Below are 26,294 nucleotides of genomic sequence, written 5' to 3'. Positions count from 1 at the left end.
CTGCTGCGTTTTACCGAGACATTTATTACATGGAGATGTAATTTTTGAGCACTGAATCAATAACTGAAAAAACAGGTCATCTGGCCTGGTGCGGGCTAATTGCTCTACAGTTGGCCAGGTGTGACGGTCTGATAAGATCATAATCACAAGAAAATATTTTCCTCACACGCTGGCTTGCTACTGCATTGAAGCAGCATCGCTTCCCGCGTGAGCTGGCAACAGATATTCAGTGGTTGCTTAAGCAGGGCAGGTTACTCGGAACAAGAGCAAGATTACGGCATAAACTCGATTATCTCTGGCGTTCATGCAGCGGTGGGCTGGCAAAACAGCACGATTTGTTTCGTCTAACCTGTGCCATCGAAACGGCCAAAGAAATGCAGTGGGTCTATCGATTACTCAGCGATAAAGAGTGGACAGGTCGCCACGCTGTCATAATGAATCCAGCCGTCAATGGTATCTATCTCTCCCGCACGGTTCTTGATGTCGCATTCAATGATGAAGGAATGCAGATTGCCCCTCTGACGGCAAAACTCACCGGAAACATTCCTGCTCTGGAGAAACTGCTTAATCGTTGTCACTGGAGTGCTACCGCCAGTTGTGGTGACAACGGACCGTCTGTGTTCAGCCTGATAGCTCACGCTGACGCACGGGCTCATATCCCAGACCTGGTTATTTCAGGTGTGAATGGTCCTGTCGATTACGCGTGGGATGAACTGAGTAACCTGACCGGTCTGACACTGCCAGGCGGGCAGCATCTGTCCTGGCTGCACTATGGTACCACGCCAGCAGCGCTTCAGTCGGCCTCAGCGGCAGCTATGACGGCAGCCAGAAACCGGGCGAACGGTTCTCCGGTGGTTTCCTGCCGACGATGGCCAACGTGTCGGGCAGTGCATCCGGCACCACCCGTTCGGCGGTCGCTGACGGCACCATTACGGTACGCGATACGCAGAACCAGACGCAGGATGTGGCTGACCTCAGCCGTGATACCGACAGTGCCAACGGCAGCATCGGTAAGATTTTCGACAAAGACACAGTCGAAAACCAGATGGCGTTCACCCAGGGCGTGCAGGAGCTGGCCCAGCGGGTAACGGGTGACATCAAAACCTACAAACTTAATGCAGCGGAAAAAGAAGCCTCTGACCGTCTGCTGAAAGAGCATCCGGGATACGCGACGCTGACGCAGACGGAACTGCACGACAAGGTGCTGGAGGACCAGAGCTATAAGGATGTGGCGGCAGACTGGGGGACGGGCGGGACTTACTCGATGGTCACCAGTGCGGTGGCCGGGGCGCTGGGTGGCCTGAGCGCCGGTAACCTGGGTGCGGCGGCGAGCGGGGCGATGGCACCGTATATCGCCAACACGATAAAGAAAGCGACCACCACCTATGACGCCAACGGTAAGGAACAAACCAACCTGCTGGCAAACACTATGGCGCACGCGGTGGCCGGGGCGGTGCTGGCGCAGCTGGCGGGGAACAGTGCCGCAGCAGGTGCTGCCGGAGCAGCCGGTGGTGAGCTGATGGCGCGGGCAATAGTGGCATCGATGTATCCCGATGTGGAAAACCCAAGCGATCTCACGGAAAGCCAGAAGCAGACGGTCAGTGCTCTGAGCCAGATAGCGGCGGGGCTGGCAGGTGGGCTGGTATCGGATTCAGGGTTGGGTGCAGGTACCGGGGCGGTGGCCGGAAAGAATGCGGTTGAGAATAACTATTTGCACGTCAGTGAGAAGACGGAGCTGGAGATAGCGAAACAGAAACTTAACAGTAGCGACCCTGCGGAACGTGAAGCGGCGCAGAAAAAGGTGGCTGAATTAACGGAACTGGATATCAGTCGCGACCAGAAAGTGATGGATGCTTGTGGAAATGGTAAAGCTGCAAGCGCGGGCTGTGCCGGAGCCAGGCTGGAAGTCATCTCGGCCAAAAGTGAATACGAAACCGGACAGTACAATAACAAAGTCAGTAATATGTATGCTGACTCTTATGGCCAGATTGTGAACCTGCTTAATATCACCAGCGTTGATGCTCAGAATCAGCAGCAGGTGAAGGATGCGATGGTGAACTATGTCATGGTTCAGTTCGGTCTGGATAAGACGGCGGCAGAGAACTATGTCCAAACCTATGACGGGATGAAGACAGTAGCGGCTTCGATGACGCCAGTGTTGGGTGCTGCGGCTGCTAATAAAATTAGTGCATTAGGCGAGAGTATCGTTAAAGAAAGCGTACCTAACAACCTTAACTCTTCAAGTGCAATTACAGATGCTGAAGCCGGAGGTTATTCTTACTACGACAGATTTAAGAATGCTGATGGTGGCTGGGATTGGCCTAAGAATTTGGACTTTTCAGGAGAACCAGTTAAAACGACTATTCCTGTAGGAACAACATTAGATCGATATGGTGATAGCAATGGTTCATTTCTTGCGCCGAAAGATACTCCTTATGAACAATGTGCCCTTGCCCCAGGATCACAAGCTAACGGTTATCATGAATATGAAGTAATAAAACCCCTTCCAGCCATCCAAGGAACAATCGCGCCAGCGTTTGGACAAGTCGGTGGTGGGACACAAATTTTACCAAATATGACTGAACGCGTTAATGTCCAATGGTTGATAGATAATGGTTACTTGAAGGAGATTCATTGATATGTCCGTGACGATAGAGGAAATTCAAAAAATCGTTAACTCTCTGTGTGAGAAAATCCATGCTCCGAAGAGTATAGTTGGCACATCGCCATTCGATGATGGTCGTCCTTACTTATCTGTGGAAAATGATGAGTATAATTATATTTACTCCGAGAGAGGATATGAGTTTTCCAGGAAGAAAACATCATCGCCAGATGAATTGCTTTTTTGGATTATGTACGATGTTGTGCATCAGATGGCAGTAAGTTATGAGTTAAATCATAGGATTGAAGGATGTGATGTTCGACGTCTTATTTTTCGAAAAGTAATTGAATACCTTTCTCAGCTCAAATCAGAATGGGGAGAGAAAGCTAAGGAAAAATTTAATCAAATACTTGTTCAAGATCCTTTTAAGGATAATTTAAAACTTTAATCCCGGCCAGCGAGATTTGAACCGGGATTTTTTGCCTGTCGTCTGGGGCTCAGCCGCGACACCGACAGCGCTAACAGGCATATTGACAATACTGTTGAAAATAACACGCTTGAAGACGTTGCCGTATCCGTTCCACATCTTTCTTATCGCTTAATACCCCTTTTGGATTGCCTGTCATAAAAAGGAGCAGGATAAATCACGCCGCTACATTTACGCGGGTGAAGGTGGCTTTGACATCATGGTGGGGAATCACACTCAGCTGAACGGGGCAGTTATCGCCAGCCAGGCCGAAGCAGATAAAAACCGCCTGGATACCGGCACGCTTGGGTTCACCGATATCCACAATGAAGCCGATTACAACGTTGAGCATCAGGGGATTGGACTCAGTTCAGGTGCCAGCCTGGGAGGACAATTTGTCGGCAACATGGCCAGTACTCTGCTGGCCGGAGGAGACCTGACCGCTGCGATAGCCGGAGCATCAGCACCGTATCTGGCGAGCATTATCCACGATAAAACGACCACGCGTGATGCGAATGGCAACGAAGTGGTGAACACCACGGCGAACCTGATGGCACACGCAGTGCTGGGTGCCGTGGTAGCTGCTGCATCGGGCAACAACGGTCTGTCAGGTGCCGCCGGGGCGGTGACGGGAGAGTACATTGCCCAGCAGCTGTATCCGGGTATTGACCGGGCCGACCTGAGTGAGGAACAGCGTCAGACTATCAGCACGCTGAGTACACTGGCGGCAGGACTGGACGGGGGTATTGCAGGCGGGGGGTACACGCAGCGCAGTCGCGGGGGCGCAGGCGGGTAAAAATGCGCTCAAAGAGGATAGTCCTTTTGATCACGATGAAGCTGAGCATGATAGAGAAACTGGCAATGGCCACATAAAGATATATACAATCAATCCGGGGTTGGAGCCAGAACGTGATGAGAAAGGCGACCCTATCACGTATCCATTGGGTGTAGGAGTTCCTGTTGGTGCGGGAGGTGGACCATATTCCAATTTGACCGATTCACCATCAGTTGGCCCAGGAAAAAACTTTACACGTACTCAAAAAGCTAATATTTATCAACAAAATATGGAAAATAATGGTGGGGTGCTACGATCTGATCTTGATGGACAGGAGTTGGTCATGCCACAAAAGAGTCAGCCAGGCGTTCCCCCCCGTCAAATGAGGCACAAATCGATCATATTGTGCCCAGAAACCCTGCAAATACTAACATTGGGCAGGGAACAAATAGTTATAATAATGCTCAAGTTTTGTCCCGAGAACAATATAGGCAAAAATCAAATCATTGAGGTGAAACGTAATGCAAAATTCAGAATGGAAATTTAATGATCTTCCAAATGTAGCAGTTATTGTTAATAGGAAGATAATTTCCTCAGGGGAATGGATTGCTTATGTTTCTCATGATAGTGTTGATGGCGCATGGCAATTTCATACTAATCAGATTACTCCGTTGAGTGAGAATGATGCTGTCTTAGTTAGCCTGAAAAGTATTGTTGATCTTGATCATTCTATTACTGCTTTAGCTGACCTTCCTTTGGGATGGTGTGCCTGGAGGAGTTCAAAAGACGACATTTGGCAAAAAGCACAACTTTCTGATTAACTAGAAACTTTTAACTGCCGTTACGAATTATAGTGGCTGCGTTAACAAAACGTCCAAATGGTAATACAGACATTCCTTGCGGGAGAAAATAATGAATTCAGGGTCCGCAGTCTCTATTTTTGATCTCTATGAGGAAGATTGATAACACAATTAAAAATGCTCTGAAGGAGCATAATATAACAGGAACTATTAAGGATATGGATGGAAACCCTGTGCCTAAAGATAGCGGTGGCTATTGGGATCATATGCAGGAAATGCAAAATACACTCAGAGGATTAAGGAATCATGCTAGAACTCTGAAAAACGTCAATAACCCTGAAGCCCAGGCCGACTATGGCAGAGAAACTGAGGCTAACAATAAAATTGAATCAGCGCTGAAAGGACATGGGATATGACGACATTTCGCGAACTTGTGGGAAACATTAATACAAGGAAGAACCCTAGTCAGCAGTCTTCTCTTGAAGCATGGTTCGAGAGCGTTCTTGATGTTCCATTGGAAAGCCTGGAAGTAGGAGATCTCTGCCGTGCGGTTCGGCAGAACGTATGTGTTGATCAACTGATGCCAGCAATATTAGACGTTCTGACAGAAGATCCCCTGATCGGGGATCTATATGATGGTGAACTCATCGCATCCCTAGCAACAATAAAAGGGGATGAGTTGCAGGATCATAAAGAGACGTTTATCCGAATTAAGAACCTTATAAACGGCTTAGGTCTCCAAGACATAGACAGTGACCTGAAAAATGATATTTTAAAGCTAAATCAAATAGCCATATGAAAAAAACGATTACAGTGTCGGGATTACTATTTTATCAGTCAGTTATCTTTCAGCAGCTAATTCAGGAGGTTTTTTGAAAGAACTAAATTCAGACAGAATTCTTTTACGCCTTGACAAACCGCGCGATAAATCGCGTAATGCCGATCAGTTAAGCATGAAATGATCGATTGAACGATCCTGTAGTTCTGCAAAAATCTGTAATCTCCCGGGGATTACGGATTTTTTTATGTTACTCAGCCAGGCTCTCGATACCGTCCTGAACTTTACGCCGAAAGAATTTTCTGCGCTTTCCGATCTGCTCTCACCCGAACTCATTGATGAATGTCTGGTTGATACCGGTGTCGTGACTCTGCGAAAACGCCGCCTCCCAATGGATATGATGGTCTGGGCTGTTACCGGCATGTCCCTGTTTCGTTCGCTTTCCATGAACCAGATTGTTTCTCATCTGGATATCGTGTTACCGGGTAAACGTCCTTTTGTCGCGCCCAGCGCCGTGGTGCAGGCGCGTCAGCGACTCGGTGAAGATGTTGTTCGTCTGGTTTTTGAGAAGTCCCGCCAGCTCTGGTTCGACAAAACACCCTTGTCGAACTGGAATGGTCTGACCCTGCTGGCCGTCGATGGCACGCTATGGCGTGCGCCCGATACGCCGGAAAACGATGCCGCTTTTGGACGAACGGCAAATATACACAGCCGCTCTGACTGGCCGCAGTTACGCATGGTCTGCCAGATGGAAGTGACCAGCCATCTGCTGTCAGGTGTGAGTTTTGGCAGTGTGACAGAAACCAGCGAAGTTGACCTTGCCGCCGGGCTGGTGAAACAGACTCCCGATAACTCACTGACTATACTGGATAAAGGCTTCTATGCGCTCGGCCTGCTGCACTACTGGCAGACATCCGGGACAGGGCGACACTGGATGCTTCCATTGCGTAAAGATGCAAAGTACCGGGTTCTGAAAAAGCTGGACAAAGGCCACGAGCTGGTAGAGTTCGACCTGTCGTGGCAGGCGCGCAAAAAATGGAAAGATGCGCCGGAGACACTGACGGCGCGGCTGATAAGCAAGCAGGTTAACGGGAAAACAGTACAAATCCTGACCTCGATGTGCGATGCGCGTCGTTATCCGAAGGCGGATATCGTTGAGCTTTACGGGTATCGCTGGGAAATCGAGCATGGCTTCCGGGAGATGAAACAGCATCTACTGAACAATGAACTGACGCTGAGAAGTAAAAAACCGGAGCTGGTGAGACAGGAGTTATGGGGCGTTGCACTGGCGTACAATCTCCTGCGCTTTATGATGGCGCAGATGGCTTACAGCCTGAAGAATGTGGAACCTTATCAGATGGGCTTTAAGCAGGCCGCGCTTTATCTGACGGGCCAGCTAAGCATCCTGCCCGCCGTAGCACCGGGAAAAATCCCGCGAATAATAAATGAAATAATGGAGATGGCAGGAAGCTTCGTGCTTCCGAAGCGAAGGCAGAGGCATTATCCACGGGCGGTAAAAAAGAGGCCGAAACGCTATGCGTTCCGGCATGACTGAGGCTTAACTGACAAGCATTACGCGATAAATCGCGCCGTTACGGGATGGGTGTAGGGTTGGTGATTAGCGGGATATCGTATTTAACATAATTAGTATACAGTAGTTTGGCTGCATGATTAGTTTTGCATCCGAGGATGACACTAAGATGGTTTACGCTCATAATGACAACACAAACGACACCACAAGAGGCAGCATTATGAGCAGCACTATTCATTTTCGGATAGATGATGAAACGAAACGTTTGGCCATGCTTGCCGCGGAGCGCCAGCAGATGAGCCTTACTGAACTCATGCGTCAGCGCGCAGAAGAGCTGGCAGCAGAAGAACTCCGATTTCAAAACAGTGATCATGAGCACTGGCTGGAGCAACAGATAGCTCACGCGTTCAATCGTCATAACTCTGGTGAAGGCGAGTACCTTAACAATGATGAAGTGACAAAACACATGGATGATCTGCGACAGCGAGCTGCTCAGGGGAAATTGTGACCACGAATATTGTCTGGGAGAGACGCGCGCTGGCTGACAGAGAAAACATTTTTCTCTACCTGAACAAAGAAGCAGGTGCTTTAGTCGCCATTGCTGCCGATGACAGACTCGCAGCGATGGTGAGTATACTCAAGGAAAACCCTATGGCTGGAGTACAGGCCGGGCGCACCGTCAAACATAGAAAGCTCGTAATACCACATTTTCCCTTCATAGTTGTGTATGTGGCTGACGAGACCAAAGTAAGCATCCTCCGTGTCCTTCATACATCCCGAAAAATAGCCGGGCGATACAGCCATAGTTAAGTCTATTAGGCTTTTAAGATTCGAATAGTAAGAAGGTTACTACAGGTTTGGTTTGGCAGGCAGAAACGGGTAGCGGCAAATGTGGCCAACCACAAGCAGCAGGATAATATTACTTGTGGCTTTAAAGCCTCTTAATCGGCTCAGTTGGCGCCTTGTAAAGGGTCAGGCTTATAAAATTTTCCGCACGATCCAGGTCATAGGCAGCTTGATAGCCATTTCTGGTGTGATAGCAGTCAATCCAGAAACCATACGTGAAGCTGTGGAGGGCGTTACGGCCATAGCGCGGGCAAGCTCTCATTCCTCAAGCCACTTATGTAGCGAGGTTTTAATCATCTGTGTTTCTCATTGTTACTTGATGTCGAACACACAAAGTGTGTGTTGCATGACATGCAACAGAATAATATTACCTTAATCAGAGCAGGCAAAAAGACACTGTGTCGCCTGTTCAGAATGACTGTCTCGCAATGCTGCCCCCAGGAAATCAGGTAAGGAGATGACGTAAAACGTCACTAAACGTGCTCAGGTCCTTGTGCGGAGAAAAATCTTTGTTGATAGCTTTACGGGCAATCAGCCCATCAATGATCGCAAAAATCACAATCGTCGTTTCTTCTACGACAAGATTTTTTCTGAATTCTCCACTCTCAATTCCCTGACGGATGATATTGCCAATCCCATGGCGCATGGCGATATCACTGGAAATGAAGGTATTTCCGAGGGAAGTGTTGCGCGCCGACTCTGCAATAATTTCTACCCAAAGTCGGTGCGTAGCCGGATAACCGACATCACTGATGCAGGAAGAGACCAGTGAGCAAATCCTTTCCAAAAATGAACCAGAAAAGGATTCATTCTGTGCATTAAGCGCTGATTTTTGCTCTTCCAGCACAATGGCTGAAATCAGTTCATCCTTGCTCCTGAAATAGGTATACATTGCCCCCTGGCTGATCCCCGCACGAAGGGCTATTTCCCGCACGCTTGTGGCATTGAACCCTTTTTCGGCAAAGCAGTCAGCGGCAGCAGTTATCAGTTTATGGTAGGTGGCCGAATCTTTTGTCATTAATAATCTCCTTTGAAAGCAATCTTATCCTTTTTCCAACGGCCTTTACCATACGGTTCTCCCCAGATCCCCCAACCGGCGCAACACCGAACGACTGGTGCGTAACACCCCCTGATAAACTGGGCGTCATAGCAATTTCATATTTTTCACCGGACAGAAGAAACAGTATCACTTCGCATTAAATGAATGACTGTTCATTCATCATCAACGAGGTGAAACGATGTTAAGGAAACACTCTGGCGTGTTATGCGTAGCAATGTGCTACATACTGGTTGGCATCAGTTATCCTGTTGCCAAACAAGCAATGGATTCCATTCCGACCTGGACTTTCACATTCATCACTTTTCTGATCGGACTGGCTGCACTCTTCCCGCTTTCCCTAATGATTGACAAGACTCGCTGGCTTGCTGTCTCGCTCCGTGACTGGGCGGCGATTGGCGTGCAGGCCCTGTTTGGCGCTGTTCTGTACACTGTTTTTCTGCTTTACGGACTGCCGGATACCTCTGCTGTCGCGGCATCGGTTATCGCCAGCGTTTGTCCTGATTTTTTCGGTCATTTTTCTCAGGGAAAAGCTGACCCTGAAATCAGGTTTCGCTGTGCTACTGGCTGTTCTCAGCGTTATCGTAATGACCGTACCCACGACAGGTAATGACGGCCACAGTAATGCTTACGGCCTTTTCTTCCTGGCTCTATCAACGTTGTCCACTGCGTTAGTCATTATCTTCGCCAAGAAACTCTCATCCCAACTGCCGCCTGTGACTATGGCAACGGGCGTTTGTCTGGTGGGTGCGGTGCTTTCATTCCCATTGTCACTGACAGAAGGTGGGGACTTTCATCTGCTCGCGATAAGCCAGAGCCAGGCCATCACGTTGGTTTACTACGGATTGTTCGTCTGGGCATTACCCTATGTTTTCTTTTTCCACGGGATATGGAAGGTAAGGGCATCTACAGCGGGTATGACAGTAGCACTGGTTCCGGTTGCAGCCATGCTGGCCGGTGCGCTGTTTTTCGGTGAGCGTCTAACCGTCACCGACGTGGCCGCAACCACATTGATTGTGGCGTCCATCGTCATTGCTGAGGTGAATCTGAAACGTCGCCTTCAACCGGAGATGACATCATGATGTTCGGTCGAATTATAACCTTCACCATTATTCTGCTGACGGAAACCGGTATGTTCTGCGGAGCTGCCCTGGCGACCACACTGCCACCGGTTAAAGAATATATTGAACTGAATCACCCGCTGCATGAAAACATGACAACCTATCCCGGACTCAGTGAAGTGGAGCTGTATACCAGGCTTGAGCGCGGCAAAAACGGTGCAATCATTGATGGCATAAAGCTGCTGGGCATTTCCGGTACGTACATCGATGCCCCCTTCCATGCAGATCCACACGGAAAGAAGATATCGGACTACGATCTCAGGCAACTCGTTAATCTGCCGGTAGTTATTGTAAGGCTGCCACCTGGCAAGAAGATATTCTTCTCCTCCGCGTTTCAGGGAAAAAATGTCGCCGGGAAAGCCGTTCTGTTGATGACCGGGCGCGACCGGCTGTTCGGTACGGAGGCGTACAGCGATAATCCTCCCTATCTGTCAGCTGAGGGAGCTAAATGGCTGGCGAAAAATCACGCTGCACTGGTTGGGATCGACTCGGTGCTTATTGATAACTACAACGATGCCTCATCGATTCCTGCACACGATATCTTGCTCAAAAATAACGTTGTGGTTGCCGAAGATATGACAAACATCGGTAGTCTGATGGGAAAAAATGCTTATCTGACCGCGGTACCTCCGCGTGTCCCGATGGCGAGTTTTCCTGCTCGAATTTTTGCGGCAGTCTACTGAAACGAATAATCTCCAACGGTTTGTTTTAACCCCTGATGCGGTAGACGGAATGTTCACTTGCATGAAGAGGCTTTAACTTTAAAATGAATGATCATTCATTCATTATTTTGGAGTAAATTTCACCGTGACAGATATTGCAATGACCCGTGCACGATCCGCTTCGGAGCACTCGTTGATGAAAGTACTGGTAGCAAAGAACCTCGGACCATCTGCCTGGTTTGAAATCGAAGAGCGGGCCATTCCAACCCCGCGCCAGGGACACACGTTAGTCAGAATGTATGCTGCCACGGTCAATCCGTTGTCAAATCTGGTTCTGACCGGCCGCGTTCCATCTTCCATAGCGCCTCTGGTGTTAAGCAACGATGGTTCAGGCATGGTTATGCAGAGCAACAGGTTCAAAGCCGGTACAAAAGTGGCCATCTATGGCGGCGGTCAACTTGGGATCACAGAAGACGGGTTACAGCAGCAATTTGTCCTGGTGGAAGATAAACGCCTGGTCGAGATTCCCGCAGACTACAGCCTGGAATATGCCGCTGCACTACCGATCAATTACGTGACCGCCTTCCAGGCTATGACACGTGTAGGGGATGTAAAGAAGGGGCAGTTGGTGGTGATCGCGGGTGCAACTGGTTCGGTGGGCCACGCACTCATTCAGATTGCGAATGCGCTGGAAGCAATTTCGGTTGCGTTGGTCTCTACAACCGATAAAGCGATACACGCAAAGCAGGCAGGCGCTCATCATGTCATTAATTTATCACAACAAGATATGCATGAAGAGATACGACGTCTGAGTGAAAATAGAGGTGCAGACATGGTGTTTGATCCGGTAGGCGGTGAGCTGCTCGGGCAACTGATAAAGACGCTTCGCCCGCGCGGAACTGCAGTCAGCATCGGCTTTGTTGCCGGAACGGAGGGGAAAATTGATATTCCCGATCTGGTGGTAGAAGAGAAACGACTACTGGGTTACGACGCCTGGATGGAAACGGATGATGATGTGGCTGCGGCTATGAAATCGCTTCAGGATTATATTGCTTCGGGGCAAGTCAGGCCAAATATCGACAGCATTTATGCAATGCAGGATTTCACCGCGGCCTATAACAAACTGAATTCGCGAACAGCAAAAGGCACTATTTTACTCAAACTGAGTGAAGACTAAGGATTACCTGATGAGTGACTCTAATAGCAATAATCTGAGACTGATTTTTCCCCAATGGCAGGGAGGTAACAATGAATCCTACTTCTTTGGTTCGCAGTTGCTCGCCTGGCTTGCCCCTGCTGAAAAAGGATTGACTGCAGAGGTTAACGTTTTACCGCCTGCGGGTATTCCTCTGGAGAATGAAGAAGGCATCATTGGCAGATCTCAGGTGGTATCACAACTGCACAACGCCCGCAGCCTGATCCGTGAGAATCGCCCGGACACCCTTGTCACGCTGGGGGGTGATTGTCTGGTTTCACTGGCTCCTTTTTCCTACCTTGTGGAAACCTACGGTGAAAAACTGGGTGTACTATGGGTAGATTCCCACCCTGATGTCATGACGCCGGATCAGTTTGCCCATTCACACGCCCATGTACTTGGCGCACTAATGGGGAATGGTGATGAAGACCTGACTCGGGATATTACGCACCCCCTTGCTCCCGAAAAAGTGATGATTGCCGGCATACACGATCCTCTGGATTACGAAGCGGGATTTATTGCTGAACACGGAATTGCGACTTGCGGGCCAGATGAGGTCAGGCAAGGGGCAGGGGCAGTGCTGGACTGGATTCAGCGGGAAAACATAACCTGTCTGGCTATTCATCTGGACCTGGACGTGCTCGACCCGGCAATGTTCCGTTCCGTTTTATTTGCCCGTCCGGGCAGAGGTCAGCATGATTTCGGGGATGCGGCAGAGGGACGACTCTCGATTTCAGAGGTTATAGAGCTTATCAACATTGCATCCGCATCTGCAGCACCGGTAGGTCTCACCGTTGCGGAGCATCTTCCATGGGATGTGATTAATTTAAAAAATATGCTGGCGTTACTTCCGCTGCTGAAATAAAACGTTCAAAAGAACCATAATCGCCTGTATTGGAGATGGATTGATGTGGGTACATAGCCCACATCACACTGACAGACTAAATCGGGTAAAGCGCATTACCACCGTAACCGCCTGGGCGTAAAACGTAGCTGGCATCATAAATGACTAGATATTGATCGGCATCGGTGTCTGAATCATTCTGTAGCGGCGCGGGTTTTCAGCATCGATGCCAGAGGATCACGATGAATCGCGCCGCTTCGGGAGAGGAGGTATTCCGGGATTAACGGAATATCTAATTTAACATAATAAGTATGAAGTATTTCATGTTGTACCCAAGCACAGATGACCGGGTTCAGACCAATCTGACCACCCCAACCCTATACTTCGCTGGTTGTTCAACCAAAGGGTAGGGCAAGAAAGTTTCCCGTCGCGCTACCTTCGCTATGCCCGAATGTCCATTTCGCGATAAAGATAGTCCAGCACGCGACATAAAGACACCCAGCAATTTAGTAACCTGGACGCATTCTCATTAACGAGTTTGCCCAATGAACAAATCCGCAGGATGTTATGTTGCCTTATTCCCCCTGCTGTTAGCAGGTTGTACATCAGGGCCAGAACAGCCCCCCATAACCACTTTACCCGTGAAACTCGACGGGCAAAGCGCGTCCATCCCTGATAAGTGGTGGACCCTCTATCACGATGCGGATCTGAATCACGCGGTTGAACAGGCGCTGACTAAAAATCGCGATCTGCGTATGGCCGCTGCAAATCTCCGGGCAGCAAAAGCTGTGGTGGATGAAACGGATGCAGCGCGTCTTCCCACGACATCCCTGAATACTCAGGCCGGATACGGCAGTACTGCAAATGACCAGTTAGAAGCCGCTCTGAATCAATCCGACCATATCCGTACCGGTGCACGTTATGGCATTGGTATCGATGTGCAGTGGGAAATCGATTTTTTTGGTCGCCTCCGTTCGATGCGCCATGCAGCCAACGCTGATGCGCTGGCGGTGATGGCAGAAGAGGAGGGCGCGCGCGTGCTGGTTGCAGCCGAAACCACCCGAGCCTGGCTCAGTGCCTGTAGTTACGCCCAGCGGATCGGTATCGCACAGCGTTCTTTGCTGCTGGCAGCACAGGGCCAGCAACTCGCCAGCCAGTTGTATCAGTCCGGTGCAGGTGTTGAGCTGGATGTGATACGTGCGCAGAACCAGGTTGAACTGGCAGCAGCTGAGCTTCCACCCTTACAGGCTGCGCGCCACAATGCCCTTGCTGAGCTTGCCGTATTAATGGGGCAATTGCCTGACAATCCACCTCAGGCGGCAATGCAGTGTCAGTCAACGCCCTCGCTGACAAGCATTGCGGTTCCTCATAGTGAGGGGATGAGAATGCTAAGTCGACGCCCGGATGTCCTGAAGGCCCAGCAGGCGTTGATTGCGGCAACGGCTCGCATCGGCGTCGCTACTGCCGACTTCTACCCCCAAATATCGATTGGCGGCAGCGTGTTCAGCTCAGCCCATCAGCCAGATGGGTGGGATAAAAGCGGAGCGACCGTCTGGAGCCTCGGCCCACTTATTTCCTGGTCATTCCCGAATGTGAGTGAGCAACGCGCACGTCTTGCTCAGGCGAATGCCCATGAGCAGTCTGCTCTGGCACATTTCGATGCCATCATTCTTGGTGCACTGAAAGATGTACAGCAAGGTATGACGAATTATAACGCGGCATTACAACAGAATGCCGCGTTACAAAAGGCGGCGGCTGGCAGTCAGCATGCGTTAAAACTTGCGTCCATTGCCAGAAAAGAGGGCGCAGCGACCGCGCTGGCGTTTCTGGATGCACAACGCACTGACATCGCTATTCAGCACCAGTTAGCCAGCGCCGACACCCAACTGATCAATACACAGATCGCGCTGTTTAAATCGCTCGGGGGCGGCTGGCAGCAGGCTCCGGCCATACCCTTACCAGAGCCGCAGCGTAGGCCTGTTCCATCTCAGATCTCCCTTGTCGATAACAGAGAAATAAAACAATGACCAAGAATCCGCAGGTTGCTGAAAAGCAGGCCTTTACTCATCGCTATGCAAAACCCCGCCCCCGTACTCTGATGATCGCCATATTTCTGCTGATCATCGCACTGACATGGGGAATTTACTGGTGGACAACCGCCCGCTGGATGAGCGATACCGATGATGCCTATGCGCGGGCCGATATTGTGACGCTTGCACCACGGGTCAGTGGTTATCTCGCGGTCGTAGAGGTTCAGGATAATCAGCGTGTCAGCGCAGGACAGGTGCTGGCCCGGATTGACGATAATGAATATCAGGCGAAGGTTAGTCAGGCGGAAGCGGTCGTGAAGTCAGCAGAGGCGCAAAAGCGTCTCCGGCAGGCGCAGATTTTCAATCTGGATGTACGTCAGGCACAGCAGAAAAATCGCGTTGATGAAGCGATGGCAACCGTCCATGCAGCAATGGCCGAATCCGCCCGTGCCGTGCAGGAAGCGCAGCGACAGCAGCGGCTGGTCAGCCAGCATGTCAGCAGTGAACAACTGCTGGAATCCGCTAACGCCCAGATGAAAAAAATGGTTGCCTCAGTTGCGCAGGCACAGGCTGCATTATCAATCACCCGACAGGAGAGCGGAGTGCTGGCGAGTGAGCGGCAGGCGGCCGTAGCCGAGCAGGACAATGCTGATGCGGCGTTGCGCCAGGCTCAGGCGCAACTGAATCTTGCGCGGATTGATTTAGCCAGTACCAATATCATCAGTCCGATTACCGGCACCGTCGGACAGCGATCCATCAGAACCGGGCAATATGTTGAAACGGGGGCACCTTTACTCGCGGTGGTGCCTGACAATGTCTATGTGATTGCCAACTTCAAGGAAACCCAGCTTGATCACATGCACATTGGTCAGCCTGCGGAAATCAGCGTTGATGCCTATGGTGGCAGGCGCTTTCGTGGAACGGTGGACAGCTTCGCGCCAGCCTCTGGCGCACAGTTCGCGCTGTTGCCGCCAGATAACGCGACGGGGAACTTCACCAAAATTGTCCAGCGTATGCCGGTGAAGATTCGGCTCTCAGAAGGACAGAACGGAGAAGATGTGATTCGTCCCGGGATGTCCGTTTTGGTGACCGTGGACACCCATCATGACTAAGCAACTGACCATAGAACCCACAAACTCCATTTCGCTTCGTACCTGGGTAGCCGTGCTGGGCAGCGTAGTGGGCTGTTTTATGGCGGGGATGAATGTGCATGTGACTAATGCTTCATTGCCGGATATACGCGGCTCACTGGGTGCGTCTTTTGAAGAGGGGTCATGGATCACCACGGCTTATCTGGTAGCGGAAATCATCATCATCCCTGTCACAGGCTGGCTGGTATCAATTTTTTCGATGCGCAGAGTCCTGATGACCGGGACCACGGGCTTTGTGATCTTTTCGGTCCTCTGCTCAATGGCACCGAATATACAGACCATGATCGTCTCCCGCGCGTTACAGGGCGCCTTCGGTGGCGTTCTGATCCCGCTCTCTTTTCAACTTATTGTCAGTGAGTTGCCTGCCAGAAAGCATGCGCTGGGCATGGCCCTGTTTGCCGTTGCCAACAATGTTGCTCAGGCTGCCGGGCCGTCACTGGGAGGCTGGCTGACAGACGTCTATTCCTGGCGGTGGATTTTCTATTTGCAGGTGCCACCGGGTCTGTTGTTGCTGGCGGCGATTGGCTGGTCGGTTAAACCCCAGCCACTGATGCTGGAAAAGTTACGACAGGGAGACTGGTGGGGCATTATCACTATGGCACTGGGGTTGTCTGCACTCCAGATCATGCTGGAAGAGGGCGAGCGTAACGACTGGTTTTCTTCTGCCTATATCATTAACTGTACGTTGCTGGCTGTGATCGGATTGGTGGGGTTTGTCTGGGTTGAACTCAGGAGTAAAACACCTTTTATCAACCTTCGTCTGTTGGGGCGTTACAATTTTGGCATCGCCAGCCTGATGCAGTTCTGCTTTGGTGCCGTGGTATTTGGCGTGGTCTTTTTGGTGCCGAACTACTTCGCCGAGGTACAGGGATATAACGCCAGCCAGATCGGTATCATGATGATCCCCTATGGCATCATTCAGTTGATTATGTCTTTCGCCACACCGCATTTAATGCGCTGGACCAGTGCGCGAACCATCATCATCGTCGGATTTCTCATCACGGCTCTGGGATGCCTGATGAACATCCATCTTAATCCTGATGCGGCGGCCAATGTGATTGTGCCCTCACTGGTGGTACGCGGCATCGGCCAGTCGCTGGTCGTCGTCGCGTTAGGGGTGATGGCGATTCAGGGGCTGGAAAAAGAACAGGTTGGATCTGCCTCGGGTCTGTTCTCCATGGTAAGAAATGTTGGCGGCGCGGTAGGGATCGCGCTGTCGAGTCAGATAGTGGTGGAGCGCGCCAGGTTTCATGCCGTACGACTCGGTGACGCTGTCACGGATTTTTCCCTGAGCACCCAGGAAAACATGGCCGCGATAGTGAATCGGTTGTCTCACCAGCACATCAGTTACGCTACGGCACTCTATGGAGAGGGTTTAACCCGTTTACGTATGCAGGTGATGGCACTGATCAACCAGGAGATACAACGGAATGCGTTGCTGATGGCATACAGCGATGCTTTTTATCTCGCGGGGATCGCCATGTTGCTCTGCGTCATCACCGGGCTGGTACTGCGAAAAAGCAACGATTAAGAATAAAAAGCCGAAGGCGGCATGCCAAATTGACGTTTGAAAGCCGCCGCAAAAGCACTCTGGCTCTCATAGCCATGCTGTAACGCCACCTGTAAAACCGGCTGGCCCTGCGCCAGAGACTCCAGCGACAGCAGCAGTCTGGCCTGCTGCCGCCAGCGGCCAAATGTCACGCCGGTTTGTTTGTGGAACTGACGATGGAAAGTTTTAACTGTCATCGACAGCAGGTCAGCCCAGTCGTCAGCGGTTCTGGCATCAGAGGGTTCCGCAGACAGCATCTGGCAAACTCGTAAAATGCGGGAATCCTGCGGCCAGGGAAGGTTGAAGGGTAAAACCGGTAATGTGCACAACTCATCAAGGATAAACCGCATCAGACGTGCGTCACGGCTATCTGGCAGGTAATCTCCCTCGACTCTGGTCGCCGCCAAAATCAACTCTCTCAGTAACGGAGACACTTCAATAACGCAGTCCTCGTCGGGAAGTCCCGGTATCGCATCGGGCAGCACAAAAATACTGCGCATCCTGGCCGCACCACGCATACGCACCGTGTGGCTGATACCTGCTTTTAACCAAACACCTCTGCTGGGCGGGACGACCCAGCGCCCTGCACTGGTCTCAATGACCAAGACCCCTTCAATCGCATACAGCAGTTGAGCGAGGTCATGACTGTGCGCAGGAATAACATGTCCATTTATGAAGTCTGCCGATACGGCCGTTACCGGCATCACACCCTGTTCAGGAAAAAAATGATTCATTGCATTATTAAGCACAGTTATTTGACTCAGTTTTATGCCACCCATTCCTCTGTGCTGACCAGACTAACAAAGGGGCCAGCCAGAGTCTGGTTATGATGGCGAACAATATTATCCGCTGTCAGGGCCGGATTATCGATCGTAGTATGTGCATCTGAAACCAGCACCACTTTAAACCCGGCATCAAAAGCTGCACGACAGGTGGTATCCACACAAATCTCTGTTTTCATTCCGGCAATCACCAGTTGATCAATATTGCGTAGCTTAAGCTGTTGTAGCAGTACCGTATCACGGAAACAGTTAGGATATTTTTTGATAAATACGCTGTCCTGTTCAACATTGACGTCAAGTTCAGGTATCAGTTGCGTCAAGGGACTCTGCTCACTAAAAGGTGATCCATCCGGGCCGGTGTGGCGGGCAAAAAACAACGGAGTACCTGACGATCTGGCTTTTTTGATCAGAAGTCTGATATTGGATAAAACTGAGCTGGCAGCATAGGGAATGTGTGGACCATGAAACAGTCCCTGTTGCATATCAATAATCAGTAATGCATTTTTCATGAAGTGTCTCCATTCAAAACGGCGATGAACGGAGTTTTTATCCCCGTCCAGAGCGGCGGGGTTTGAGATTCTGTCTGCTCAGATATTCGCCACAGAAACACTCACGCCGCCGCAGGTTGCGGTGGTAGTAGTGGATGTGGTGGTGACCGTAATCAGATGCATTGTCTCACTCTTGGGTGGCAGGTACTCATGACGAAACTAACATAAAGCTTCGAATAAAGTATACAGTGTGCTTACTTATGCAAAATTAATCGTACTGCGCATGTCTTGCTCAACAATTCGCACTCAGTGGTGTTGCTCGTTATTAACCCGGGTGCAGGGCCAGAGAAATAGGATTAGAAACTTGTTGATGTGATGCAACAGTGATAAGTCTTGATTGAATAGACGGCAAAAAAGAAATGCAATGATGTGGGCACTTCGCCCACATCACATCGACAGGCTATTTAGATGAGGAAATCATCCAGAGATTTACCGCTGTCGATTGCCGCTTTAATCACAGCTGGCGTGCGGCCCTGGCCGGTCCAGTTCTTTTCCTGGCCATCTTCATCGGTATATTTGTACTTGGCCGGACGAGGTGCGCGTTTTGCGCGAGGTTTTCCTGCACTCTGCAAAGCACCCAGCAGTTCAGTAGGATCAATACCGTCTTCCAGCAACAGCTCACGATATTTAGCGAGTTTCTCAGCTTTCTCACGAACGGCTGCTTCTTCGGCATGACTTTCTTCACGACGTTCTGCAACGACTACGCTTAATTTCTCAAGCATTTCTTCAAGATCAGCCAGAGCCAGATCTCGTGCCTGTGCACGGAGTGTACGAATGTTATTTATCGCTTTCAGTGATTCGTTCATGGACATCTCCAAAATCTGGTTTTGAATGTAAGAAGGTCGTTATCTGCATGACCTCAAATACTGCTTTAAATTGAGTATATACATACTGATCTTTCCAGTGAAGGGAATTTTCATGATGAAGCTATTATATTTTCAATTCTCTTACCCATTTTGTTAAGAGATGAGGTAACACCTTCTCTTAAATTTTCTCTTTAGACATAGGTTGTGCAGGTTATGTGAAAAAACGTAATCTTATCTTTAACTCTTCAAATCATCTCACGTTGAAGAATACGAAATGTAACTTCAGTCTGGCATTGTTCTGACAGGATAATCAGATCCAAAGGATCCCAGTAGCCAGAGTGACTTTCGGAAATTATGTGTGATGGAAGATCGCAACATCATGATACTGTACTAGAAAAGTATTCATCGAGATGAAGCAATGCAAGACGAACTTCTTTATCAGAGGATCGGACAGATTATTTATAGCTGTGGACCCGCGAATGCCAGCGAGTTGTTTGTCAAAGCCAAACTGTTTTCTGCAACTGGAGCAGGGGAGTTCGAATTTGATTATCTGGATGACAGTGGCGAGCCGGACTGGTTCGAGCCTGATCATCTGGCTGTTGCCGACTTATCCGAAGCGTTACGCGAACTTCAGCAGCATTCTGTCGAAAGCGGTATGCCTGATGGGACTGCGATTTGGTCCAAATGTGAAATAACTGTCAATGTTGCCGAAGAAAAGATCGACATCGTTTTTCAATATGAATAGATGGTTCAGAATCTATGGCAATAAAATATCGGTTTCGGCTATTGTTTGTCGGTTGAAACCTATGTGATTAATCCTATTTCACTTATTACAGGGAGATTTTTTTGCGCACAGCATCGATGACAAAAATCACGCGCAACAGTCGATGTTGGTCCAGTGCCTGTTTCACCGCAGCAAACGCAGAGTCACGCTGATTGCTGAAGGTACTCTGTTCCTGGAAGCGAGACGATGTATCCCTGTCTTTAATAACTGACAATGTACTAAAAATGATTTTAATGGCTGTGGATTTTATTAAAGACAACTTTAATAAACTTTAGTTTTGTTTGAATCGTACTTCCGGAAAGTCCATAGTAACCTCAAGCCATGATGATGCACATCAGATAACCAATCCTGTCCATAATGACGGCTTCGGGGATAAATTTGACCGGATTAGATCGTCATGAAGTCGAGAAGCTTCTTATAATCAGGTTGACGTTGATTGTCGTTCCATCCGAGTCGCACAAGGAGAAGAGATGAAATTATTCAGCCACAGCTTCAATGACGGGGATGTCATCCCCGGGAAAAACAGCTTCGCGGTTTATGATGCACAGAGCCATGTACGTTTGTCTGATAACCAGAACCCGCATTTCGGCTGGTCAGATCTGCCTGCCGGAACACAGTCACTGGTATTGATTTGCCATGATTACGATGTCCCGACCAGCGGCGAAAACGTCAATCAGGAAGGCAAAGTTGTTCCGGCTTCACTGCCGCGAACCGATTTCTATCACTGGTCGCTGTTTGATATTCCGGCTACACAGACAGAAATCGCTGAGGGTGCACAGTCAAACGGCATTACGGCCAAGGGCAAAACCGGGCCGCAAGCACCTGGTGGACTGAAACATGGCATCAACGACTATACCGCCTGGTTTGCTGGCGATGATGCGATGGGCGGGACTTACTATGGTTATGATGGCCCATGCCCACCCTGGAATGATGAGATCGTGCATCATTATGTTTTCACATTATATGCACTGGCAACGCCGACCCTGACAGTCGAAGGCGAACTGACTGGAGCTAACATCCTGCAAGCAGTGAAAAAGAGTCATGTCCTGGCTGAAGCGAAGCTGACCGGGCTTTATAGCCTGAATCCAGACGTGAAGATTTAACGATACAAAATCAGGAAAAACCATGACCAGTGAAAGTGCATTGCCTGTTAAAGAGAGTCCAGTGCCAGGGTCTGGTTTTTCCCATGACAGTCTTCGGCGGGCAAATTTAATCTCCGTTGCATGGCCAGAATTGAAGATTCAGCAGAAGGCGAGTTCATTTTTCTTTTATGAACCGACGCTGTTGCTGGTGCTTTCCGGCAGGATTGAGTTCTCCCACGTCGCAACTTCGTATGAACTGAACACACCAACGCTGCTGGGCGTGATCGACCAGGGGGTCGATGCGGACTATGTTAAGTATCCGGCAAACGATGCTTCCCCGTTTCGTTCCCTGTTTATTTCCCTGAATTCGGATGTGCTCGACGGTTTCTATCAACATTTTCCGCAATATCTCGCCGCTGCCAGAAAAAATGCGCAGATAACCACAGTGGAATTACTGAGCGATATTCAAGACTCAGTGCAAGATTTACTGGCAACGCTGCAAAACCCACTGATGAGTGATGAGCGGGTTCGCCTGCGCATCTTTGACCTTCTTCTGGTACTGGCGGAACAACGTGTTCACTTCTTATTACCTCATCAGCAGGGAATTTTTCCACGTCTGAGCAAGCTGTTACGAGAAGCGCCGGATAAAGGATGGACCGCCAGACTGGCCGGTGATGCACTGGCGATGAGTGAATCGACACTTCGCCGACGCTTGCGGCAGGAGGGCGTGCGGTTTGAACAGTTGCTTTTGGATATCCGGATGCACCATGCTCTGATGTTGATCCAAACTACCCACTGGAATCTTACCCAGGTTGCTGATGCATGCGGCTACAAATCGGTATCACGATTTACCGAACGATTCCGCTATCGCTTTGGTAATTCGCCAGCACAGCTAAGATAACTTCAGGTCAGTATCTGCCTTTCTTTTTTTCCATCATATCGACCATCGCACCTTCATGCGCATCAACATTACGGATGTAACGCATCAGGGTTTCAGGCTTTTTCCAGGTGCCTTCCTGCATGATCTGCGCTACCGGATAGCCATTTTTAGTCATGTCCTGCGCAGCACCAACACGCGCACTGTGACCACTCCAGTTACGGTAGCGGTTTTTATTTGCCCTGACTGGCTCGATCTGACCCGCAACATCCCAGGCTTTTCTGAATATGTCCTCAACAGCAGGGCGACTTAATATTTGGTGTTCTGACGGAAGCGCTTTGTTAGAACGGTGAACCCGACAGAACAGAAATGCATCAGGCTCACTTAACAGGCCAGATGCCTTAAGCCATTCATCAATACGTTGGCTGGAATAGCTGCTCAGCGCTTTGATCAGTCCACCCGTCATGACGATAGTTTTTGTATGTGAAATGTCGAGAATGATCCGCCCATCTTCAGCCCTTGAGATATCGCGCACGCGGATGCGCGAAATTTCACTGATACGGAGTAGGGTGCTGTAGGCGATATGCAGAAAGGCGAGGTTACGCAATTCCTGCAAGCGTTCAGAGCCCGCCCAGCAATCATCCACCTTCTCCAGATCAGCCAGTCTGAACGGTACGGCCTGACCAGCGCGCTCGCCGGACGTCACCGCCATGCGGTTTATCTTCTTCATTACACGGTAAATCAGGGGTGAGACGTTTGGCGGTGTGACTCCGGCGTTACGGTGTAACATTGAGATCAACGAGGCATGGGTTGAAATGGTACTTGAGGCCCGTCCGGCCTGCTGTAGCCAGGAGAGATAGTCACGGAGATCGCTGGACAACATTGGCAAAAAGCTGCGTTGATTTTCCTGCGACCAGCGCCAGCATACTGCCATTACACTCATCAGCTGTGACCAGGTGTTGGTTGAAAACGCATCCCTGTCCTGAACAAACTCTTTCAGTCGCGCTGAAATGTCACCGTCATCGGGGAAGTTGAGAGCCAGAGCGGTGTTCTGTACAAATTCCGTCATTATTGTGTGTTATTTGGCCGATTATTGAATTGATCGCGCTACGTAAATTCTGGAATAACGCGCGGGGAATTACCCTGCAAATTTTGCGTAGCGACGCCTGATTTATGCACAGTTTTGTTGCTGATGCCAAAAATACGATTGGTGGCAATTATCATACCCGGATCCTTTAAAGGATCCTAACTTTACATAACTCCCATTATGTAAAGTTAGAGAGCTAAGAAGTCAGAAAAAGACTACTCAAGTTATAAATATAAGGGACTTACCCTGAACAAAAGAAATCTGGCTTTAGAGATTTTCACTGACTGGATAGAAAAAAATAATCCAGCCAGCTTTGATGAGCTCCATATGAAATTATCTGGAGTCATAAAAAACCGTACTATTGCCTTAGCAGAACTTATCAGTGACGAGAGAAGAAACCGATATCATATAAATGACGATGACTTGATCGAGCTTGCATCTGGCGAGGTTGTGGCAATATCTAATCAGTGGGGCATAGGCAACATAGAACGAGTGTTAGACTTTTTCCGTAGGGATGGATTTATTGTAGAGAAAGTTGAAGTTAATTAAAATCCATATGGATCTAACTTTTTTACCATAAAGGTATGGGGCAGGCCGTTGAAAAAATACCAGTGCCAGCCCCAGTGAGACAGCCAGGTGATAAAGTTTCCCATAACTGCCCATAAATAATTATTTTTCAGGGTAAAACAGCCCCTGATAATACACGATGAAATATGTATTATAATAACTCGCAGTTTTTGTCATTATAAAGCAATGCAGCTGAGTTTGTCAGGGCGCTACTGTATTTTGACCATGTCTGATTAGAGTCAATGCCTTCCGAAAATGCTTTCCGTGCTTGCTCTTGTTCGGCATTCCATAGTGCGCCTTTCACAAACTCATATGACGTGTGATAATCATTTAGAAGAGCACTCCAAATCATCGGGATCTTACCCGCTGCTTCTTTTGAAATATTCCCTGCATCAATACCCGCTAAAAATTCATCTGACTCTTTGCTAAAGTTTTTAGCAAGGACCTGCAATTTTTTACCGTCAACTTTTGCCTGGGCACCGAGTGCGACACATTCCGCAAGTCTGACTGCTCGCGTTGCATGCCCGGCTATCTCATCGGATTGAGCCTGTGTGTAGGTGATAACGCTGGCATGTACATAGGTTGAGATAAAAAATGCTGGCAGAGAAAAAAGCGCGAAATAAGCCCGCCCAGAAATCAATTTCAAAATAAATCCTTAGTTACTGATTTTAATTAATAAAGTTGAACCTTATTCTATCTCTGAGCGAGTAGCGATGTCTATTACCATCGAATGATGGACATTATGACGGCACTGAATACCGATAAACACATTTTACTGCGTTAACATCAAGGAAACCGAAGCATCCCTGATGTTATTCCGTCCAGGTAGCAGCCAAACGTTATGGCCGCATCCAATACCCGATAAAAAGCGTTTTTAACGGCTAATCCCCACATCCGTAATCGCTATCGGTTTTATCACACCATGATAAGTACGTTCGAGGGGAAGGAAGATCCGCAAATCATTTAACCATGCGATTGCTGATTTTTCCGGGCCATCCGAACCTGACTGCGTACATTCCACGCGCCAGTAACTCCCGGTAAATGCAGCGTTAATCTTTGCAGCATCTCCACTGGATACGACGTCGCAGTCTCGCTCAATCCGCGTGACCTTTTCGCCGTCTTGCCCCTTGGTCAGCGTTAGCACATGATAATGCTGCCCCTTAAATAAAGGGAAACGTAGCGTAGTTTCGATCCTTTGCGTGATGGACGGAAGAGGGCTGATGCTCATTGCCCCCTCCAGTTGAATGTCATTGGCGACCATAATGCGCTGCGCGAGAAAAACGTTGTAGTCCTCAAGCCGCCGTACCAGTCCATTAGCCTGAACATCAGCGATTATTTTCACCGGCTTATCATCGGCCTGCGTTTCTGACCATTTGAGTTGTCTGAAACGAGGCTCCGCCCAATTCGCAATCAGTGCAATCCCCTTCGACTCCACCTCCGGTGTCAGCGGAAACTTCATTATCCAGTTCGGATTATTATCCCTGAAGTCAGGAAGGATTGGTCCGCTGTATTTGGCAACCGTTTTATGCGGATGACTCTGGTATTTTCCTGATCCGGCATAGCGCTGGGGTTCGTCCATGCGGCACATTGTTTTGAATGATTCCACAACTGCCGGACTGTTAGTAAAGTCGGATGCACGCTTTTTCATTGCTTCACCGATCAAACTGTCGGTAACGAACCCGTGAGGATCCACATCTGTCGCCCCGATCACCGTGTCCTGGTCGGTTTTACAGTCGTAAACGTGGTATTCGACTTTAAGATCAAAAGGAGCATCGTAAGGCGGGTCGTAATCGATCTCATCGTAGCCGTAACCCAACCGGACAAGCAGCTTGTCCTTAACTTTGATGACATTCGCGACATCCACCAGCGAAGAGGCTTCCGGAATATCCTTACCGACATTATTTTTCTTTTCGCTGTAAACCCAGTCGCTGTTTTTAACTTTGATATCGCACAGGATTGCGGCTGCCTTTGCCTCATTACCGGTTATTTCCAGCGGAGGGGCATAGCGCCCATAACTTTTATCGCCGTAAAAACGATCACTCAGTTTGCCGTCTTTATTTAAAATATCGAGATACAATCGATAATATTTTTTATTCCCGCAGTCCACGGTATTCCAGCGTTCAACTCTGGAACCATTATTCAGTTTCACCATCGTGACGTAGGTGAGGTGGTCATTCTGACGATAGAAATAAAGAGGATTGATAAAAACATTGCTGACATTCGGCGGCGGCAATTTTTCATCGCTGGCTTGTACCGCACTGACTGCACACAACGTTGTCAGTGCTGCCAGCAGCATTATCGACTTTTTCATTTTTTACCCTGTTCTATTTTTCCATGATGCCTATATGTTGGCC

General features: G+C 49.2%; 26 protein-coding genes and 4 pseudogenes. 22 read left to right on the top strand and 8 right to left on the bottom strand.

Features of this window, described 5'->3' with window-relative positions; all coding sequences use genetic code 11:
• Positions 1-44: 44 nt before the first annotated feature.
• The 10 genes and pseudogenes from AC6I8T_RS25965 to AC6I8T_RS25920 all read left to right on the top strand — a co-directional run.
• Positions 45-635 (top strand): annotated as a pseudogene (locus AC6I8T_RS25965) (DUF2913 family protein); the annotation flags it as partial.
• Positions 636-868: 233 nt separating this feature from the next.
• Positions 869-2,638: a glycohydrolase toxin TNT-related protein gene (locus AC6I8T_RS25960; protein ID WP_208726949.1), complete on the top strand. Its 1,770-nt coding sequence runs from the start codon at positions 869-871 to the stop codon at positions 2,636-2,638.
• A 1-nt stretch (position 2,639) separates the two neighbouring features.
• A complete protein-coding gene (locus AC6I8T_RS25955; protein ID WP_208726948.1) occupies positions 2,640-3,050 on the top strand; it encodes an Imm63 family immunity protein in 411 nt (136 codons plus the stop codon).
• A gap of 208 nt (positions 3,051-3,258) precedes the next feature.
• Positions 3,259-3,886, top strand: a pseudogene (locus AC6I8T_RS25950) (VENN motif pre-toxin domain-containing protein); the annotation flags it as partial.
• A 478-nt stretch (positions 3,887-4,364) separates the two neighbouring features.
• Positions 4,365-4,664: a hypothetical protein gene (locus tag AC6I8T_RS25945; RefSeq protein ID WP_208726947.1), complete on the top strand. Its 300-nt coding sequence runs from the start codon at positions 4,365-4,367 to the stop codon at positions 4,662-4,664.
• Positions 4,665-4,789: 125 nt separating this feature from the next.
• A pseudogene (locus tag AC6I8T_RS25940) lies at positions 4,790-5,059 on the top strand (polymorphic toxin type 28 domain-containing protein); the annotation flags it as partial.
• Positions 5,056-5,442, top strand: a complete 387-nt coding sequence (locus AC6I8T_RS25935) for a contact-dependent growth inhibition system immunity protein (RefSeq protein WP_208726946.1) — start codon at positions 5,056-5,058, stop codon at positions 5,440-5,442. The pseudogene AC6I8T_RS25940 and the gene AC6I8T_RS25935, both read left to right, overlap by 4 nt.
• A gap of 226 nt (positions 5,443-5,668) precedes the next feature.
• Positions 5,669-6,976, top strand: a complete 1,308-nt coding sequence (locus tag AC6I8T_RS25930; protein WP_303465395.1) for an IS4 family transposase — start codon at positions 5,669-5,671, stop codon at positions 6,974-6,976.
• 196 nt (positions 6,977-7,172) lie between these two features.
• Positions 7,173-7,460, top strand: coding sequence for a damage-inducible protein J (locus tag AC6I8T_RS25925; protein WP_208726945.1), 288 nt, complete (start codon positions 7,173-7,175; stop codon positions 7,458-7,460).
• Positions 7,457-7,762 (top strand): type II toxin-antitoxin system RelE/ParE family toxin, encoded by a 306-nt coding sequence (locus tag AC6I8T_RS25920; protein WP_208726944.1) that lies wholly within the window; start codon positions 7,457-7,459, stop codon positions 7,760-7,762. Before AC6I8T_RS25925 ends, AC6I8T_RS25920 begins: the two co-directional genes overlap by 4 nt.
• Positions 7,763-7,930: 168 nt before the next feature.
• On the opposite strand, the pseudogene AC6I8T_RS25915 reads toward AC6I8T_RS25920, so the two are convergent.
• Positions 7,931-8,044, bottom strand: a pseudogene (locus tag AC6I8T_RS25915) (HigA family addiction module antitoxin); the annotation flags it as partial.
• Between the two features lie 199 nt (positions 8,045-8,243).
• Positions 8,244-8,816: a TetR/AcrR family transcriptional regulator gene (locus tag AC6I8T_RS25910; protein WP_208726943.1), complete on the bottom strand. Its 573-nt coding sequence runs from the start codon at positions 8,814-8,816 to the stop codon at positions 8,244-8,246.
• Between the two features lie 220 nt (positions 8,817-9,036).
• Between AC6I8T_RS25910 and AC6I8T_RS25905 the strand changes: the two genes are divergently transcribed.
• The 8 genes from AC6I8T_RS25905 to AC6I8T_RS25870 all read left to right on the top strand — a co-directional run bounded on the left by AC6I8T_RS25905 (position 9,037) and on the right by AC6I8T_RS25870 (position 17,389).
• The gene (locus AC6I8T_RS25905; RefSeq protein WP_497834804.1) at positions 9,037-9,465 is read left to right on the top strand and encodes a DMT family transporter; all 429 of its coding nucleotides are present in this window, start codon (positions 9,037-9,039) and stop codon (positions 9,463-9,465) included.
• Positions 9,443-9,937 (top strand): DMT family transporter, encoded by a 495-nt coding sequence (locus tag AC6I8T_RS25900; RefSeq protein ID WP_497834803.1) that lies wholly within the window; start codon positions 9,443-9,445, stop codon positions 9,935-9,937. Before AC6I8T_RS25905 ends, AC6I8T_RS25900 begins: the two co-directional genes overlap by 23 nt.
• Positions 9,934-10,659, top strand: a complete 726-nt coding sequence (locus AC6I8T_RS25895) for a cyclase family protein (protein ID WP_497834802.1) — start codon at positions 9,934-9,936, stop codon at positions 10,657-10,659. Before AC6I8T_RS25900 ends, AC6I8T_RS25895 begins: the two co-directional genes overlap by 4 nt.
• Before the next feature lie 175 nt (positions 10,660-10,834).
• Positions 10,835-11,815, top strand: coding sequence for a quinone oxidoreductase family protein (locus tag AC6I8T_RS25890; RefSeq protein WP_497834801.1), 981 nt, complete (start codon positions 10,835-10,837; stop codon positions 11,813-11,815).
• 10 nt (positions 11,816-11,825) lie between these two features.
• A complete protein-coding gene (locus AC6I8T_RS25885) occupies positions 11,826-12,698 on the top strand; it encodes an arginase family protein (protein WP_497834800.1) in 873 nt (290 codons plus the stop codon).
• A gap of 524 nt (positions 12,699-13,222) precedes the next feature.
• The gene (locus tag AC6I8T_RS25880) at positions 13,223-14,704 is read left to right on the top strand and encodes a TolC family protein (RefSeq protein WP_497834799.1); all 1,482 of its coding nucleotides are present in this window, start codon (positions 13,223-13,225) and stop codon (positions 14,702-14,704) included.
• Positions 14,701-15,819, top strand: coding sequence for an HlyD family secretion protein (locus AC6I8T_RS25875; RefSeq protein ID WP_208726939.1), 1,119 nt, complete (start codon positions 14,701-14,703; stop codon positions 15,817-15,819). The genes AC6I8T_RS25880 and AC6I8T_RS25875 overlap by 4 nt, the downstream gene beginning before the upstream one ends.
• A complete protein-coding gene (locus tag AC6I8T_RS25870) occupies positions 15,812-17,389 on the top strand; it encodes a DHA2 family efflux MFS transporter permease subunit (RefSeq protein ID WP_497834798.1) in 1,578 nt (525 codons plus the stop codon). The genes AC6I8T_RS25875 and AC6I8T_RS25870 overlap by 8 nt, the downstream gene beginning before the upstream one ends.
• Here AC6I8T_RS25870 and AC6I8T_RS25865 read toward each other — a convergent pair.
• The 3 genes from AC6I8T_RS25865 to AC6I8T_RS25855 form a co-directional block, all read right to left on the bottom strand.
• Positions 17,386-18,141 carry an AraC family transcriptional regulator gene (locus AC6I8T_RS25865; RefSeq protein ID WP_208727097.1) on the bottom strand — a complete coding sequence of 252 codons (756 nt, stop codon included), beginning with the start codon at positions 18,139-18,141 and terminating at the stop codon, positions 17,386-17,388. The two genes, AC6I8T_RS25870 and AC6I8T_RS25865, sit on opposite strands and share 4 nt — an antisense overlap.
• Positions 18,142-18,173: 32 nt before the next feature.
• Positions 18,174-18,698 (bottom strand): cysteine hydrolase family protein, encoded by a 525-nt coding sequence (locus AC6I8T_RS25860; protein ID WP_497834797.1) that lies wholly within the window; start codon positions 18,696-18,698, stop codon positions 18,174-18,176.
• 443 nt (positions 18,699-19,141) lie between these two features.
• On the bottom strand, positions 19,142-19,543 hold the full coding sequence (locus AC6I8T_RS25855) for an H-NS family histone-like protein (RefSeq protein WP_021184006.1): 402 nt from the start codon (positions 19,541-19,543) through the stop codon (positions 19,142-19,144).
• Between the two features lie 418 nt (positions 19,544-19,961).
• Between AC6I8T_RS25855 and AC6I8T_RS25850 the strand changes: the two genes are divergently transcribed.
• From AC6I8T_RS25850 to AC6I8T_RS25840, 3 genes are all read left to right on the top strand, one after another.
• Entirely contained in the window at positions 19,962-20,288 is a 327-nt protein-coding gene (locus tag AC6I8T_RS25850; protein WP_208726936.1) for a hypothetical protein, read from the top strand.
• A 509-nt stretch (positions 20,289-20,797) separates the two neighbouring features.
• Positions 20,798-21,430 (top strand): YbhB/YbcL family Raf kinase inhibitor-like protein, encoded by a 633-nt coding sequence (locus tag AC6I8T_RS25845; RefSeq protein WP_208726935.1) that lies wholly within the window; start codon positions 20,798-20,800, stop codon positions 21,428-21,430.
• 22 nt (positions 21,431-21,452) lie between these two features.
• Complete coding sequence (locus AC6I8T_RS25840) at positions 21,453-22,310, top strand: helix-turn-helix transcriptional regulator (RefSeq protein WP_497834796.1); 858 nt, start codon at positions 21,453-21,455, stop codon at positions 22,308-22,310.
• A 7-nt stretch (positions 22,311-22,317) separates the two neighbouring features.
• Here AC6I8T_RS25840 and AC6I8T_RS25835 read toward each other — a convergent pair whose 3' ends face one another.
• Positions 22,318-23,355, bottom strand: a complete 1,038-nt coding sequence (locus AC6I8T_RS25835; protein WP_497834795.1) for a tyrosine-type recombinase/integrase — start codon at positions 23,353-23,355, stop codon at positions 22,318-22,320.
• 345 nt (positions 23,356-23,700) lie between these two features.
• On the opposite strand from AC6I8T_RS25835, the gene AC6I8T_RS25830 reads away from it, so the two are divergent.
• On the top strand, positions 23,701-23,922 hold the full coding sequence (locus AC6I8T_RS25830; RefSeq protein WP_244634095.1) for a hypothetical protein: 222 nt from the start codon (positions 23,701-23,703) through the stop codon (positions 23,920-23,922).
• A 169-nt stretch (positions 23,923-24,091) separates the two neighbouring features.
• On the opposite strand, the gene AC6I8T_RS25825 is transcribed toward AC6I8T_RS25830, so the two are convergent.
• Positions 24,092-24,586 (bottom strand): hypothetical protein, encoded by a 495-nt coding sequence (locus AC6I8T_RS25825; protein ID WP_497834794.1) that lies wholly within the window; start codon positions 24,584-24,586, stop codon positions 24,092-24,094.
• Between the two features lie 228 nt (positions 24,587-24,814).
• On the bottom strand, positions 24,815-26,251 hold the full coding sequence (locus tag AC6I8T_RS25820; protein ID WP_208726931.1) for a hypothetical protein: 1,437 nt from the start codon (positions 26,249-26,251) through the stop codon (positions 24,815-24,817).
• Positions 26,252-26,294 lie beyond the last annotated feature (43 nt).

It is taken from the genome of Pantoea sp. X-Soil-OKNW-556 (assembly GCF_059730695.1).
The sequence above is the reverse complement of the archived record's forward strand: the minus strand, read 5'-3'. Positions and strand labels throughout refer to the sequence as shown.